This window comes from Chitinophaga lutea (assembly GCF_003813775.1).
Classification (GTDB): Bacteria; Bacteroidota; Bacteroidia; order Chitinophagales; family Chitinophagaceae; genus Chitinophaga; species Chitinophaga lutea.
Map to the genome: position 1 here is coordinate 489,223 of NZ_RPDH01000002.1, position 15,444 is coordinate 504,666.

Sequence of the window (15,444 nt, forward strand, 5' to 3'; positions counted from 1 at the left end):
CTCCCGGTTTTATCCGGGAACGGGGATGAAGATTATTCATCCCGTTACTATTGAGGCGGCTTTGATTTTTATAAAAACTTGCTTCTTACTTTTTCATCCGGCACCATACACTGGTCATTTTTACCGAACCATTTGTAGCGGTTGCGGGCTATCCACCGGTAAACGCCGTTCCTGATAAACGCCGGCACGATCATCAGTCCCCAGGCGAGGCTCCACGGAAAACCGAGCCGCCGCGCCACTCTCAACACAGCCGTACTTTCTGTAAAGGCCTGATCGTTTTCTATCAGCACGAACGAGTCCATCTTTTTTTCATTCAGCCCGTACTTTACCAGCAACTGTTCACCTGCGGGTGATTGCAGCGGCGCAAACCGGAACCTGTCGTAGCGGTCGCGGCGCAATACGAAGTTGACGCTTGCATTGCAAAACAGACATACGCCGTCGAACAGGATGGTGGCCGTTTCCATGATTAATGAATACCGGTGTAATTATGCGGTGTGATGGCTTTCAGCTCCTTTTTCAGCGCCGCGCTGATCTTGAGGCCATCGATGAATTTGTGCATCGTTTTCTGCGTGATCTGTTCGCCGCCACGGGTCAGTTCCTTCAGCGCTTCGTACGGCTGCGGGTAGTTTTCCCGGCGCAATACGGTCTGGATCGCTTCCGCCACCACGGCCCAGTTCTGTTCCAGGTCTTCGTGCAGCTTCGCGCTGTTGAGGATCAGTTTGCCCAGCCCTTTTTCGAGCGACTTAACCGCCAGCAGGGTGTGCGCGAAAGGCACGCCAACGTTGCGCAGCACGGTGGAGTCCGTCAGGTCGCGCTGCAGCCTCGAAATGGGCAGCTTCGCGCTCAGGTGCTCGAATATCGCATTGGCGAGGCCGAGGTTGCCTTCGGCGTTCTCGAAATCGATGGGGTTTACCTTGTGCGGCATGGCGGAAGAACCTACTTCGTTCTTTTTGATTTTCTGTTTGAAGTAGTCCATCGAAATGTATGTCCATATGTCGCGTGCAAAGTCGACCAGGATGTTGTTCACCCTTTTGAGCGTATCGAACTGTGCGGCGAGATTGTCGTAGTGCTCGATCTGCGTGGTAAACTGCATCCTTTGCAGGCCCAGTGTGCCGTTGACGAATTTATTGCCGAATTTCTCCCAGTTGATGGCGGGGAAGGCCACGTTATGTGCGTTGAAGTTGCCGGTAGCCCCGCCGAATTTGGCGGCGAAGGGGATTTGCCCGAGCAGGCGCACCTGGCCTTCGAGCCTTTCCACGAACACCAGGATTTCTTTGCCCAGGCGGGTGGGAGAGGCCGGTTGACCATGCGTTCTGGCCAGCATCGGCACCGCTTTCCAGTCTTTCGCCAGCTTTTTGAGGTGCAGGATGAGATTGGAGATGGCGGGCAGATAGGTATGTTCCACGGCGTCTTTCCAGAGGAGGGGGGTGGCCGTGTTATTCACGTCCTGGGAAGTGAGGCCGAAGTGTACCCATTCCAGTTTGTCTTCCAGTCCCAGGTTTTTAAACTCATTCTTGAGGAAATATTCCACCGCCTTCACGTCGTGATTCGTGATTTTCTCCGTATCCTTTACCAGTTGGGCGTTTTCGACGGAAAACGACTGGTAGATGTTCCGGAGGGCAGGAATTTTTGCTTTCGGCAGGGTGAACAGCTTCTGTTCCGCCAGGGCAATAAAATATTCTACTTCCACCTGTACACGGTAACGGATCAGGGCAAATTCGGAAAAATAGGGGGCCAGTTCTTCCAGTTGTCCCCTGTAACGCCCGTCTACCGGGGAAATAGCAGTTAAAGCTTGTAATTGCATCATGTATTGATTATCCAGTCAAATATTGCCCCCGGCCATCCAAAGCAGGTATGTTCGGGAATTACTTTATTTTAGCAGGCTCAAAATTACAGAAATTGGAACGGAAAGTAAAAGTAGCCGCTGTCAGTTATTTGAATACGAAGCCTTTGTTGTACGGTTTCAGGGATCATAAGGTGTTGCGCTCCATGGAGCTGAGCCTCGATTACCCTGCCCGGATCGCCCGCCAGCTGATAGACGGCGAGGTGGACCTGGCCCTGGTACCGGTGGCGATTATCCCGAAACTGAAAGAACATCACATTATTGCCGACTTCTGCATAGGCGCCGAAGGCCCTGTAGCGTCCGTATGCCTGTTCAGCGACGTGCCGCTGCAGAACATCCACCGCATTTACCTCGATTACCAGAGCCGCACCTCCGTGGCGCTGCTGAAAATACTCGTACGCGACCACTGGAAGCTGAACGTGGAGTTCATTGAAACCACCGGCGACTACCAGCACCTCATCCGGGGCAACGATGCCGGTCTGGTGATAGGGGACCGGGCGCTGGCCCAACGGCATGTATCGCCGTACATATTCGACCTGGGTGAGGCCTGGATCCGTTTTACCAGCCTGCCTTTCGTGTTTGCCGCCTGGATCAGCAACCGCCCTTTACCGGTGGAGTTCATCCAGCAGTTCAACGATGCCAACAGCATCGGTCTCAACAACCTGCCGGCGGTGGTGGCGGAAAACAGCAGCCCCGACTTCGACCTGATTTCCTATTACACGCAAAATATCAGTTACCGCCTTACGCCGGGCAAGCGGCAGGGGCTGGCGCGCTTCCTGAATTACCTGCAATAATTTGTTGATAATCAGCATATTTTGTGTAACTTAGGAAAAAGGCGTCGCTATGAAAGTAGGCATTCTGGGCTCCGGCGTTGTGGGCACAACGCTCGGTCACGCGCTGATTCGTTTAGGCCATTCCGTTATGATCGGAACGGAGCATCCCCAGAAAGAAGCGTTGCGCCGATGGTTGCTGGAAAACAGCCAGGCGGGCCAGATCGGTTCGTTCTCAGCGGCCGCAGCCTATGGCGACATTATCATTCTCTGCACCAGCTGGCGCGGCACCAAAAAAACCATAGAAGCGGCCGGTATCTGGAATTTCAAGAAGAAAGTAGTGGTGGATGTGACCAATCCCCTGGATGGAAGGGGCCCCGATGAATCGGGCCGCCTTTCGCTATCGCCGGGCAACAGTGCGTCCGGCGGGGAGCAGATACAGGCCTGGCTGCAGGATGCCCATGTGGTCAAAACCCTCAACAGCTACGGCCACCAGCTCATGACCGCGCCGCAACTCAAAGAAGGTATTCCCACGATGCTCATGGCCGGCAACGACGACCTCGCCAAAAAAGCCATTGCCGATCTGCTGTCGCAAATGGGCTGGCAGGATGTAGTGGATATCGGCAATATAGAAATGAGCCGTTACCTCGAAGGTTTGTATGTACTGTGGTATGCCTATGGTATGCAAACCGGCAACTGGGAGCATGCGTTCCGGTTGTTGAGGAAGTGAGCCGCTGAACATGTTTACTTGGCTGTGTTCCGAGAAAAGAATCCGGGAAACTATCCCAGGAGCATTGTTGCCAGCCGTTTTCTTTGAAGGCATTGGTGTTTGCTCCTGTATCACTTTACCAGCCTGCTTTCCTTGAAAGAATACGGAAAATCATCTCAGGTGCATGTTGCCGGCTGTTTTATATCAAAGCATCAGACGTCAGCTCCCGGATCATCTTATCAGCCTGCTTTCCATGAAAAACAGGGAAATTATTCCGGGATACCTGCCACCGGATTCCTCCCATCTTCCTTTTTTACAACCATCTCCCGCTATTTATCGGCATTCCCTGCAACCGCATCAATGATGCTGCAACGCCGCCGGTTCGTCCGCTTTTTGACCCGTATCGCTCACCGTCAGTGTTTTCCGGAATGAACGGATAGCCAGTACCGCCGCGCCCGCCGTGAGCAAGGCGCTCATATAAAACGGCGCGCCCGGGAAGAGGAAAGGCCGCTGTTCTTTTGTAAAAAGGTGGAACAGGCCTGTCATGATCAGTGGACCGACGATGTTGGTCAGGCTGATGAGGCTCGTCATGGTGCCCTGTAGTTCCCCCTGTTCGGTAGGGGGCACCTGGTTGCTCATCACGCCCTGGAGAGAGGGTCCGAAAATCCCGCCCAGTCCGTACAGGATGAGGATTGCAAACATCATCCAGCCCGCGGTGGCAAGGCCGAACAGGAGAAAACTCACCATATAGATGATCAGGCCCACGTACACTGCTCGGTGATAGCCCAGTTTGGGCAATATCACCCTGATGAGGCCGCCCTGCACAATGGCGGTCATGATACCGGACAATGACAGCGAATACCCCACCACATCCATGCTCCAGTCGAACTTGAACATGGTGTAATAGGTCCACGTACTCATGATGGCATGTGCCGCCGTGTAAATCAATGCAATGGCGCCCATGAGCGAATATACCTGCGGATATTTTTTGATCTGCTTCAAAGCGCCGACGGGATTGGCCCGCTTCCAGCTGAACGGGCGGCGATTTTCCTTAGACAGAGATTCGGGCAGGATAAAATAACCGTACAACCAGTTGAGCAGCGACATGCCCGCCGTCAAAAGGAACGGCGCACGGATGCCGCCCCAGTGACCTACCCAACCACCGATCACCGGCCCGAGCACAAACCCGATACCGAAGGCCATACCCAGTAATCCGAAATTCTGCGCACGTTTTTCAGGCGTGCTGATATCGGCGATATATGCGGAGGCCGCCGTCATGCTGGCGCCGGTGATGCCGATGATGATCCGGCCTACGAACAGCCATACAATGGAAGGAGCAAAAGCCAGGAAGAGGTAATCCACGCCCATGCCGAACATGGAAATCAGCAGCACGGGGCGGCGGCCGTACTTGTCGCTAAGGCCGCCCAGGATGGGCGCGCACACGAACTGCACGATGGCATAGGCAAAAGTGAGCCAGCCCCCGTAAATGGAAGCATCGCTGATATTGCCGCCGATCAGCTCTTCAATCAGTTTGGGAACAACGGGAATGATGATGCCGAAGCCGATAAAATCGATGAGAAGTGTAATGAAAATAAACGTGAGGGGCCCGCTTTTCCTGCCTGCCATAAAAAAAATTTGGGCAAAAATAGCCGAAATACAAAGCGGTCAACCTGCTAAATGACAAACCGCATTCATACTTGTGGAACGATAATTGTAAAACTCAATACATACAGTAATTGTTTAACCTTAAAATCACTGATTATGTTACGCTGGGCACTGATCTTCTTCATTATCGCCATTGTGGCGGCCATTTTCGGATTCGGGGGCATTGCGGCCAGCGCCGCCGGCATCGCCAAAATCCTGTTCTACATTTTTATTGTGATATTCCTCATTTCGCTGATTATCGGGCTGGTGAGAAAATAATCGGGATTACCGGAATTTCACTTTTCACGTGACGGTCCATGTTGCCTGCTGGACATACATGAACGCTTCCGGTATCCGGTTTTGGATAAGCGTATTCAGGCATTTTCTTCCTGCATGGGGATCAGCTGCAGCACTTCCGGATACTCCGCGAACGCCTGCTGCAGCCGTTCTCCGTGCGTATCCGTGATAAAAACCTGGCCGTAACCGGGCCCCTGCACCAGGGCGATCAGCCGTGAAACCCTTTCCTGGTCGAGTTTTTCAAATACATCGTCGAGCAGCAGGATAGGGGGGAACTGTTTGTGTTCCCGGATTGCTTCGTATTGCGCCAGTTTCAGTGCAAACAGGAAACTTTTCCGCTGGCCTTGGGAGGCGCTTGTTTTCATGGGGTGCTCGTCGAGCAGGAACAGGAGGTCGTCGCGGTGAATCCCCTGCGTGGTCCGCTGCATCTGTTTGTCGCGCAACCGGTTTTCCCGCAGCAGCGTTTCCAGCTGGCGGTCCAGCAACTGGCTCTGGTAGCGGAAGGCCACAATTTCGTGGCGGCCGGCCAGGTAATCATACCGGTCCTGCACCTGTTCGATGAATCCTTTCAGAAAAGCCTGTCGCGCCTCAAACACAGGCACCCCATGTTGTACCAGTTGTTCATCAAAAACATCCAGGAGGGCGTCGGGCGAATGGCTCATGGTGGCCAGCGCTTTGAGCAGGCTGTTTCGCTGCTGTAATATTTTATGGTAGGCGATCAGGTGGTCCATATACCCCGGCTGCAGCTGGCATAGCAGGGCGTCGAGCCAGCGGCGGCGGTCTTCGCTGCCGCCCAGGATGATTTCCGCATCGTCCGGCGCAATCATCACGGCCGGGAACTGGCCGATATGCCGGGAAAATTTCTCATAGGTCTCGTCGTTCAGGGAAATCTCCTTTTTCCCGTCCTTCACCGTCACCACTACCTTTTCCTCCTTTCCGTGGCGGGCGAACAGCCCTTCGAGGCGGAATCCGTTGGTATTGTACTGCACATTCTGGCTTTCGGCCGAATGGAAGTAACTTTTGGTAAAACAGAGGTAATATACCGCGTCCAGCAGGTTGGTTTTACCCGAACCGTTGCGGCCGGTAATGCCTACGATGCGGCGGGAGAACTGAAAAACCCGGTGGGAGTAATTTTTGAACTGGGTAAGTGATATTTTTGAGACCGATAACAAGCTTTCCGGTAATTATTAATATAATCAGGTAAATATTTTTAACGCATGGAGATGCAATATTTTGCATCGCCCGGCGGCGGTTCTGCAAAATTGCTTGAATTTGCAGATTTTCCTGTTATATTTGCGAACAAATTTAGAAATAGTGCAAACTTTAACAGACGTGAAGACGAAATTCACCAAAGAGACTTATCTATACTGGTACGAATTGATGCTGTTACTGCGCCGCTTTGAGGAAAAGGCGGGGCAACTGTACGGTATGCAAAAGATCCGTGGTTTCTGCCACCTGTATATTGGCCAGGAGGCGATTGCCGCCGGCGCCATGACCGCCACCAAACCCGGTGACAAATTCATTACCGCTTACCGCGATCACGCTTTGGCCATCGCCAAAGGCATTTCCGCGAAAGAATGTATGGCTGAGCTGTATGGTAAAGCAACTGGCTGTTCCAAAGGTAAAGGCGGTTCCATGCACTTTTTCAATAAAGAATTAGGTTTCTTCGGCGGCCACGGCATCGTGGGCGCGCAGATCGGGACCGGGGCAGGACTGGCATTCGCGGAGCAATATCTGGGCACGGACAATGCCGTACTGTGTTTCTTCGGCGACGGCGCCGCCCGCCAGGGAATGCTGCACGAAACCTTCAACATGGCCATGCTGTGGAAACTGCCGGTAGTATTTATCTGCGAAAACAACCATTACGCCATGGGCACCTCCGTTTCCCGTACTTCCAATGTACTGGACATCTATAAACTGGCCGACGCATACGAAATGCCCGGCGATTCTATAGACGGTATGAGCTGTGAAGCCGTGCACGAAGGCATCGAAAGGGCCATCACCCGCGCCCGCGACGGGGGCGGACCGACCCTGCTCGAAATCAAAACTTACCGCTATCGCGGCCACTCCATGAGTGACCCGGCTAAATACCGTACCAAAGAAGAGGTAGAGGAGTATAAAGAAAGAGACCCCCTTACCCAGGTATTAAAAACACTCGTGGATAACAAGTGGATCACCGACGCGGAAATCGAAGCCATTAACGAGCGCGTGAAAGCCGAAGTGGAAGAGTCCGTTAAATTCGCGGAAGAAAGCCCCTGGCCTTCAGACGATGAATTGCTGAAAGACGTGTACATCCAGCAGGATTATCCGTTTATCGTAGATTAACGGCCCCCTTTACCAGCTAAATCAATATTATAATTATCGCAAACAATGGCAGAAAACAAACCACACACCAAAGCGCCGGTAACCACCGGCAAATCAGAGGACTTTGACCTGCAGGCTACGGCAGACAGGGCAGGGGACTTTTATGCCAGGAACAAAAACGTTATCAACATAGGCCTGCTCGCAGTCATCGTAATTGTAGCCGGCTTCTTCGGATATAACCGTTTTATCAAAGCCCCGAACGAAAAGAAAGCACAGGAAGCCATCTTCCAGGCACAGAACTACTTTGCCGTGGATTCTTTTAAACTGGCGCTCAACGGCGACGGCAACAACTACGGCTTTTTGCAGGTGGTTGACAAATTCGGCGGCACCAAAGCAGGCAACCTCGCCAAATACAGCGCGGGTGTTTGTTATGTGAAACTCGGCGACTACCAGAAAGGCATCGATATGCTGAAAAGCTTTTCCAGCGGCGACCTGGTGATCCAGTCCCTTGCGAACGGCCTCATCGGCGACGCTTACATGGAACTGAACAAGGCGGATGATGCCGTATCATACTACAAGAAAGCCGGTGCGGACGACAACGAGCTGACTTCCCCCATCTACCTGCTGCGTGCAGGGCTGGCGCTGGAGAAAGCCAACAAACCGCAGGAAGCTATTGCGGTGTACCAGGAAATCAAACAAAAATACCCACAGACGAACGAGGGCCGCGAAATGGAGAAATACCTGGCAAGGCTCGGAGTGGTGAAATAATTTCGGGAAATGTCCATACACAATCAGACTTTACTCAACGACGCTGGCATTCTTCACCTGGAGGGTGCCAGTGTTGTTATTGTTTATACGGAATGGAACGATGCCGTTGTAGGCGAACTGGCCGCCGGTTGCGAGCGTGTGCTCGACCAGCACCAGGTGAGGCACACCAAGGTGCGCGTTCCCGGTTCCTTTGAATTGCCTTTCGCCTGCAAACAAATCTGGGAGCAGACCAAAGGCACCGGCGCACAACCCTCCGCCATCGTGGCTTTCGGCTGCGTCATCCGCGGCGAAACGCCTCACTTCGACTATGTATGCAAAGCCGTGACCGACGGCATTCTGCAACTGAACCTCGAATTGCCGGTACCCGTGATCTTCGGCGTACTCACCGTCAACAACGAAGAACAGGCCACCGACCGCCTTGGCGGCGCACACGGCCATAAAGGCGAAGAAGGCGCCCTGACCGCCCTTAAAATGATCAGTTTTCAGCGGCAGCTGTTGAAGAGCATCAAGTAGAAAATTAAGATATGCGGAGAATCCGGTAAAATCCGCTGCACAACGTATGAAACCCTGTTGTACCTTAGTTTTAATTTTTTACGGACCCAAACAACGACTCAATGAATGTACAGCTTTTTATACCCTGCTTTGTAGACCAGCTATTTCCCGAAACAGCGTTCAACATGGTGAAGGTGCTGGAAAAACTGGGCTGCAACGTAAGTTATAATACCGAACAGACCTGTTGCGGACAACCCGCTTTTAACGCCGGGTACCAAGACGAATGCCGCTCCGTGGCCACCAAATTTCTGAAAGACTTTCATACGTACGATTATATTGTCGCGCCCAGCGGCTCCTGCACCGGCTTTGTGAGGAACTATTACGGCAAGCTGTTCGACAACTCCGCTGCTCACAACGACGTCAAACTGCTCAGGAAAAACCTTTACGAGTTCACCGAATTTCTGACCGACGTGCTGCACGTCACCAACGTGGGCGCCACCCTTGAAGGCGTGGGCACCTATCACGACGCCTGCGGCGCGCTGCGCGAATGCGGCATCAAGGAAGGCCCGCGCAAGCTGCTGGCCAATGTGAAAGGGCTTGAACTGCGCGAGATGAACGATTGTGAAGTATGCTGCGGCTTCGGCGGAACTTTCGCCGTTAAATACAAACCCATCTCGCTCGGCATGGGCGAACAGAAAGTGCACAATGCGGCCGATAGCGGAGCGGATTATCTCATCTCCACCGATCTCAGCTGCCTGATGCACCTCGACGGTTACATCCGCAAACACGGCCAGCAGATCAAGATCATGCACATCGCCGACGTACTGGCCAGCGGCTGGTAACTCAACAGTGAATCTTCAAAAAATCATACCATGCAATACTGGTTAGTGAAATCCGAGCCCTTCAAATATTCGTGGGACCAATTTGTAAAAGACAAAAAAACCTTCTGGGACGGCGTGCGTAATTACGCCGCCCGCAACAACCTCAAAGCCATGAAAAAAGGCGACCAGGTGTTGTGGTACCATAGCAATGAAGGCCTCGAAATTGTGGGGATTGCCAAAGTGGTGAAGGAACATTACCAGGATCCCACCACGCCCGATCCTAACTGGGTGGCGGTAGACCTGGCGCCGGTGAAAAAACTTAAAAAACCGGTGACCCTCGCACAGATCAAAACAGAAAAAAGCCTGGCCACGATGGATCTCATCCGCCTCGGCCGCCTCTCCGTGGGCGCGGTAAAACCCGAGGAGTTCGAGAAGATCATGGAAATGGCCGGCATGTAACCCAATCAACGCGATTCGTATGAAACCTAAAATGATTGTGCTGACCGGCGCCGGCATCAGCGCTGAAAGCGGATTACGCACGTTCCGCGACAGCGACGGCCTCTGGGAAGGATATGATATTTACGAAGTGGCATCGCCCACCGGCTGGGAGAAAAACCCCTCACTCGTACAGGATTTCTACAACATGCGCCGCAAAGATGTGATGGCCGCGCAACCCAATGCGGCACACACCGGTCTTGCCCAACTCGAGGCCGACTACGACGTACGCATCATCACCCAGAATATCGACGACCTCCATGAGCGCGGCGGTTCTTCCAAAGTGCTGCACCTGCACGGAGAAATCCTTAAAATGCGGAGCGAGCTCGACGAAAGAACGCTCTACCCGGTGAACGGCGATATCCGTATGGGCGACCTTGCACCCGACGGCGGGCAGTTCCGGCCGCATGTGGTATGGTTCGGCGAAGCGGTGACCATGATCGAGCCTGCCATCCTCGAAATTGTGCAGGCGGATGTGTTCGTGCTGATCGGCACCTCGCTCAACGTGTATCCCGCAGCCGGTCTGGTGGATTACCTGCGGCCCGAAGTGCCCAAATACATCATCGACAAAAAGATCCCGCCTGTAAAAGGCAATGGCTTCCATTTGATTGAAAAGCCGGCTACGGAAGGGGTGGCGGAGTTGGTGAGGTTACTGAAGGAGGACCTTCAGCCGTGAAATTGCTGTTGCTAATATTTTTGAAGGCCCGCTGTTGCGGGCTTTTTTGTGCGGTGATATCCTGTAAATGTTGGCCTTTGTGGGAGCCGGTGTTTTGGCGGGAGGTACTCTGACCGTATATCCATACAAAATCCATACAAAGCAACCCATTGTGGAATCTGGTGTTTTACGTCACATATCCTGAGGGCAGTATCCCATAAAAAAGCCGCCCTTTGCAGGCGGCCCCGTTCTTTCTACATGTTTCAATGCCATTACGATTGAAACAGGTCACAACAAATGGAGTTTGTCACAGGAAAAATATCGTGCTACTCGAAACTTTCTTCAAAACGGATATCAAATTCCTCCAGCTCCCGCAGCACCGGGTTGTACACTTCCGGCATTACCGGGATGTGCAGGCCCGTCAGTTGCAGATTCCCTGAGAGCAGGAGTTTGGCCATGATGCCCAGCGGCAGGCCCACTGTTTTGGCCATGGCGGTGCGGAGGTTATCTTCGCCCTGCACGATCATGTAGCTGTGCAGTCTGGTAGCCATATTGCGCCGCTCGAACTCGATCTCATGCAACATTACGATCATGTCTTTGTCCGCCGGCTCCATTTTCAGCCGGTCTTCCAGCACATGCTGCAGTATAACCGCATTGGATTGTTCCCCTAAGTTAATCAATTCCCCATTGAGAATACCCAGATATTTCAGCTGTCGCACCAGCTTGCTCTTGCTGCTGACGCCCAGGAAATGGGCCACGTTCTCTTCGTTGGTCAGCTGTTTGTCTACCTTGATATTCTGGGAGGCCCACTTGAAATAAGTGACGTTGTCGGTGGGGTGTTTTTTACTGTCGTCCGTGAGACCCAGCTTCACCAGCGCGTTCCAGCCTTCGCAGAAATCGGGGTACCGCAGGGTGGCCCGCATGAAGGTGGGGATGTTGCCCAGGTTGTACACGTCTACGTAATTCAGGGAATCGCGGTTCGGATAGAAGGCCAGCTTACCAAGGCCGGGCACCTGTACGGTTTTCGACTGGTCGAACAGCTGCTGGTATTCTACCTCTTTGACTTTGCCCTTTTCTTTGTAAATGGCGCCGGAAGTGCCGGCCAGTACAATGTTGCGGGCATTCCAGGAAATCTTGTACTGCCAGGGGTTATCGTTGCTTTCCGGGGAAATGAGGCCCCCGCAGTAAGATTTGAAGGCGTATATCTGCCCACCTTTTTTTTCGATGGAATGAATGAGTTTCATGGCGGACATGTGGTCGATGCCCGGGTCGAGGCCCATTTCGTACATGAAAAGCAGCCCTGCTTTCTGAATGTCTTTTTGCAGTTTGCGGATTTCGGGGTCTATGTAGGAAGCTGTCAGTAAGTTCTTGGAGAAATGAAGACAATCTTTGGCGATGATGATGTGAAGCGCCGGCGGAAGCAGGGAAATAACCAGGTCGGTTTCCTGGATGAGTTGCTGACGCACGGCCTGTTCCTTTACGTCGATGGCGGCCGCGGTAGCATAATACGACTTGCCGATTTTGGATTTGATCAGCATCAGGTCATTGTCCGCTACTGTAATATGCCACTTTTGCCTGGGCGCGTTGGTGAGTAAATAGTCGATCAGAAAAGTCGCAGATTTGCCGGCGCCAAACAATAGAATATTCTTCATATGTTCTTGGAAAATGGTTAAAAACTACTGGAAGTAAACAATACAATCCCGCGGAATGTTCATGCAAGCCGGTAGGCGGGGCCAGCCGGGTGAATTATTTACTCCACAATTATGCTCTGATTTTCATAGGGTTATAAACAAATAGCTTGCCAATTTGAATTCGGCAGTTATATATCTAATTTAAGATATATAGAACATTTACCGGAGATGACGCGAATGTATAACAATAGTTTTAAGACACAAAAAGCATCCTGGCGAAGATACCCTGCTTTTTTATTCACATTAAGCCCCCAAACCCACTATGTAAGGGCTAAAAACGTTATATTTGCTCTTCATTTAAAGGGACTCAAAAACCTGTAAACCAGTAACATAATGATAGAGAATACGGACAATCAAGACAATCAAAAGGAAGGTAGAATTGTTCAGATCAACATTGAGGAGCAAATGAAAACCGCGTACATCGACTATTCCATGTCGGTGATCGTAGGCCGTGCGCTGCCTGATGTACGAGATGGCTTCAAACCGGTGCACCGCCGCGTGCTGTTCGGGATGAATGAACTGGGTAACACCCACAACAAGCCCTACAAAAAATCTGCCCGTGTGGTGGGTGATGTGATGGGTAAATACCACCCCCATGGCGACTCTTCCGTATACGATACCATGGTGCGCATGGCGCAGCCCTGGTCGTTGCGTTACATGCTGATCGACGGGCAGGGTAACTTCGGTTCGATCGACGGTGACATGCCGGCGGCCATGCGTTATACCGAGGTGCGCCTGCAGAAGTTCGCAGAAGCCATGCTGGAAGATCTTGATAAGGAAACGGTAGATTTTACGCTCAACTTCGACGATACCCTGGAAGAGCCGGTGGTACTGCCAACCCGCATTCCGAACCTGCTCGCCAACGGCGCCTCCGGTATTGCCGTGGGCATGGCGACCAACATCATGCCGCACAACCTGTCCGAACTGGTAGACGGGCTCACGGCGATGATCGACAACCGCGACATTACTGTTGAAGAGCTGGTGAAACACATCAAAGCGCCGGACTTCCCCACGGGCGGTATCATCTACGGCTTTGAAGGTGTGAAACAGGGTTTTGAAACCGGCCGCGGCAGGGTAGTGGTAAGAGGGAAAATCACCTCCGAAACCAGCAAAACCGGCAAGGAAAAACTCGTTATCTACGAATTGCCTTACCAGGTGAACAAGGCGATACTCCACCAGAAAATCGCCCAGCTGGTAAACGATAAAGTGATCGACGGCATTACAGATGTACGCGATGAATCCGACCGTGAGGGGATGCGCCTGGTGATCGACCTGAAGCGCGAAGCCATTCCGAACGTGATCATCAACCAGCTGTACAAATATTCCGAACTGCAGACTTCTTACGGTATCAACAACGTGGTGCTCGTGAAAGGGCGGCCCAAGGTGATGAACCTGAAGGAACTGCTGCAGGAGTTCGTTGAATTCCGCCATGAAGTGGTGACCCGCCGTACGCAGTACGAACTGCGCGAAGCCGAGAAAAAAGCCCACATCCTGGCCGGTTACCTGATCGCGCTCGATCACCTCGACGAAGTGATCGCCCTCATCCGTAACTCCAACACGCCGGAAGTGGCGCGGGAAGGACTGATGAGCAGCTTCGGGCTCACCGAGATACAGGCGAAAGCCATCCTGGAACTGCGTTTACAACGGTTAACCGGCATGGAACGCGATAAAATCCGCGAGGAGTACGAAGAAATCATGGCACTGATCGGGCGACTGAAAGAAATCCTGGCCGACGAAGGCCTGCGTATGCAGATCATCAAAGACGAGCTGCAGGACGTGAAAAAGAAATTCGGCGACGAGCGTAAAACCGAGATCCAGTACCTCGCTGCGGAAATGCGCATCGAAGATATTATTGCCGAAGAAGACGTGGTGATCACCATTTCGCACCTCGGTTACATCAAACGTACCTCCGCGTACGACTTCCGCCAGCAGAAACGCGGCGGCCGCGGGGCCATCGGCGGTAAAACGAGGGACGAAGACTACATCGAGCACCTTTTTGTAGCCAGCACCCACCATACCATGCTGTTTTTCACCGAAAAAGGGCGCCTGTACTGGATGAAAGTGTACGAAATCCCTGAAGGCGAAAAATCAGGCAAGGGCCGGGCTATCCAGAATCTCATCACCCTGCCGTCCGACGATAAAATCCGCGCCATCATCGACATCAAGGATTTGTCTGACGAAGAGTTTATTAAAAATCACTATATCGTGCTCTGCACCCGCAACGGGATCATCAAAAAAACACTGCTGGAAGAATTCAGCCGTCCCCGTGCCAATGGTGTGAACGCCATTACCATCAACGAAGGCGACCAGCTGCTGGAAGCCAAGCTCACCAACGGGAACAGCGAAATCATGATGGCCATCCGCAGTGGCCGGGCCATCCGTTTCCCGGAAAATACCGTACGCGACACCGGCCGTGGCGCCATCGGGGTGAGGGGTATTGAGGTTGATAATGAGAAAGATGAAGTGGTTGGTATGATTTGTGTTGATAGAGAGGATAAGACCAGAACGGTGCTCGTTGTTTCTGAAAAAGGGTTCGGCAAACGGACCGATATTGAAGAATACCGCATCACCAACAGAGGGGGCAAGGGGGTAAAAACCATCAGCATAACTGAAAAGACCGGCTCATTGATCGGCATCCTCGACGTTACGGAGTCCAACGACCTGATGATCACCTGTAAATCAGGCATCACCATCCGCATGGCGGTGGCCGACATCCGCGAAGCGGGCCGCGCCACACAGGGCGTCCGGCTCATCCGCCTCGACGATTCGGACGAAATCGCAGCGGTTGCGCGCCTCGACGAGCAGGAAGAGGAAGAAATCATTGCAGCCCTGGAAGAAGGCAATACTGAGAACGCTGAAGGCACCGGCGAAGGCGACACTGGCGAAATTCCCGATGCGGAAGAAAGCACCGGCGAAAACACAGAAGCTTAACTTTTTCGAACCATAAACAATTAA

Annotated in this window: 15 protein-coding genes; 10 read left to right on the top strand and 5 right to left on the bottom strand. The window is 52.6% G+C overall.

Annotated features, from left to right (window positions below; translation table 11 throughout):
* Positions 1-68: 68 nt before the first annotated feature.
* The gene (locus EGT74_RS14225; protein ID WP_123847256.1) at positions 69-464 is read right to left on the bottom strand and encodes a thiol-disulfide oxidoreductase DCC family protein; all 396 of its coding nucleotides are present in this window, start codon (positions 462-464) and stop codon (positions 69-71) included.
* Between the two features lie 2 nt (positions 465-466).
* Positions 467-1,807 carry an adenylosuccinate lyase gene (purB, locus tag EGT74_RS14230; protein WP_246008213.1) on the bottom strand — a complete coding sequence of 447 codons (1,341 nt, stop codon included), beginning with the start codon at positions 1,805-1,807 and terminating at the stop codon, positions 467-469.
* 92 nt (positions 1,808-1,899) lie between these two features.
* Between purB and EGT74_RS14235 the strand changes: the two genes are divergently transcribed.
* Positions 1,900-2,637 carry a menaquinone biosynthetic enzyme MqnA/MqnD family protein gene (locus tag EGT74_RS14235; RefSeq protein ID WP_123847257.1) on the top strand — a complete coding sequence of 246 codons (738 nt, stop codon included), beginning with the start codon at positions 1,900-1,902 and terminating at the stop codon, positions 2,635-2,637.
* A gap of 49 nt (positions 2,638-2,686) precedes the next feature.
* Entirely contained in the window at positions 2,687-3,343 is a 657-nt protein-coding gene (locus EGT74_RS14240; RefSeq protein ID WP_123847258.1) for an NADPH-dependent F420 reductase, read from the top strand.
* Between the two features lie 336 nt (positions 3,344-3,679).
* Here EGT74_RS14240 and EGT74_RS14245 read toward each other — a convergent pair whose 3' ends face one another.
* Positions 3,680-4,948 carry a TCR/Tet family MFS transporter gene (locus EGT74_RS14245; RefSeq protein WP_123847259.1) on the bottom strand — a complete coding sequence of 423 codons (1,269 nt, stop codon included), beginning with the start codon at positions 4,946-4,948 and terminating at the stop codon, positions 3,680-3,682.
* A gap of 135 nt (positions 4,949-5,083) precedes the next feature.
* Between EGT74_RS14245 and EGT74_RS14250 the strand changes: the two genes are divergently transcribed.
* Complete coding sequence (locus tag EGT74_RS14250; protein ID WP_123847260.1) at positions 5,084-5,245, top strand: DUF1328 domain-containing protein; 162 nt, start codon at positions 5,084-5,086, stop codon at positions 5,243-5,245.
* A gap of 95 nt (positions 5,246-5,340) precedes the next feature.
* On the opposite strand, the gene recF is transcribed toward EGT74_RS14250, so the two are convergent.
* Positions 5,341-6,435, bottom strand: coding sequence for a DNA replication/repair protein RecF (recF, locus tag EGT74_RS14255; protein ID WP_123847261.1), 1,095 nt, complete (start codon positions 6,433-6,435; stop codon positions 5,341-5,343).
* A 160-nt stretch (positions 6,436-6,595) separates the two neighbouring features.
* Between recF and pdhA the strand changes: the two genes are divergently transcribed.
* The 6 genes from pdhA (at position 6,596) to EGT74_RS14285 (ending at position 10,819) form a co-directional block, all read left to right on the top strand.
* Positions 6,596-7,588 (top strand): pyruvate dehydrogenase (acetyl-transferring) E1 component subunit alpha, encoded by a 993-nt coding sequence (gene pdhA, locus EGT74_RS14260; RefSeq protein ID WP_123848908.1) that lies wholly within the window; start codon positions 6,596-6,598, stop codon positions 7,586-7,588.
* Positions 7,589-7,633: 45 nt separating this feature from the next.
* Positions 7,634-8,335: a tetratricopeptide repeat protein gene (locus EGT74_RS14265; protein WP_123847262.1), complete on the top strand. Its 702-nt coding sequence runs from the start codon at positions 7,634-7,636 to the stop codon at positions 8,333-8,335.
* Between the two features lie 9 nt (positions 8,336-8,344).
* Positions 8,345-8,848, top strand: a complete 504-nt coding sequence (gene ribH / locus EGT74_RS14270) for a 6,7-dimethyl-8-ribityllumazine synthase (protein WP_123847263.1) — start codon at positions 8,345-8,347, stop codon at positions 8,846-8,848.
* A gap of 101 nt (positions 8,849-8,949) precedes the next feature.
* Positions 8,950-9,669 (top strand): (Fe-S)-binding protein, encoded by a 720-nt coding sequence (locus tag EGT74_RS14275; RefSeq protein WP_123847264.1) that lies wholly within the window; start codon positions 8,950-8,952, stop codon positions 9,667-9,669.
* Positions 9,670-9,699: 30 nt separating this feature from the next.
* Positions 9,700-10,107 carry an EVE domain-containing protein gene (locus EGT74_RS14280; protein WP_123847265.1) on the top strand — a complete coding sequence of 136 codons (408 nt, stop codon included), beginning with the start codon at positions 9,700-9,702 and terminating at the stop codon, positions 10,105-10,107.
* A 19-nt stretch (positions 10,108-10,126) separates the two neighbouring features.
* Positions 10,127-10,819 (top strand): SIR2 family NAD-dependent protein deacylase, encoded by a 693-nt coding sequence (locus EGT74_RS14285; RefSeq protein WP_123847266.1) that lies wholly within the window; start codon positions 10,127-10,129, stop codon positions 10,817-10,819.
* Positions 10,820-11,124: 305 nt separating this feature from the next.
* Here EGT74_RS14285 and EGT74_RS14290 read toward each other — a convergent pair whose 3' ends face one another.
* Positions 11,125-12,450: a saccharopine dehydrogenase C-terminal domain-containing protein gene (locus EGT74_RS14290; protein WP_123847267.1), complete on the bottom strand. Its 1,326-nt coding sequence runs from the start codon at positions 12,448-12,450 to the stop codon at positions 11,125-11,127.
* 372 nt (positions 12,451-12,822) lie between these two features.
* On the opposite strand from EGT74_RS14290, the gene gyrA reads away from it, so the two are divergent.
* Positions 12,823-15,420 (top strand): DNA gyrase subunit A, encoded by a 2,598-nt coding sequence (gene gyrA, locus EGT74_RS14295; protein ID WP_123847268.1) that lies wholly within the window; start codon positions 12,823-12,825, stop codon positions 15,418-15,420.
* Positions 15,421-15,444 lie beyond the last annotated feature (24 nt).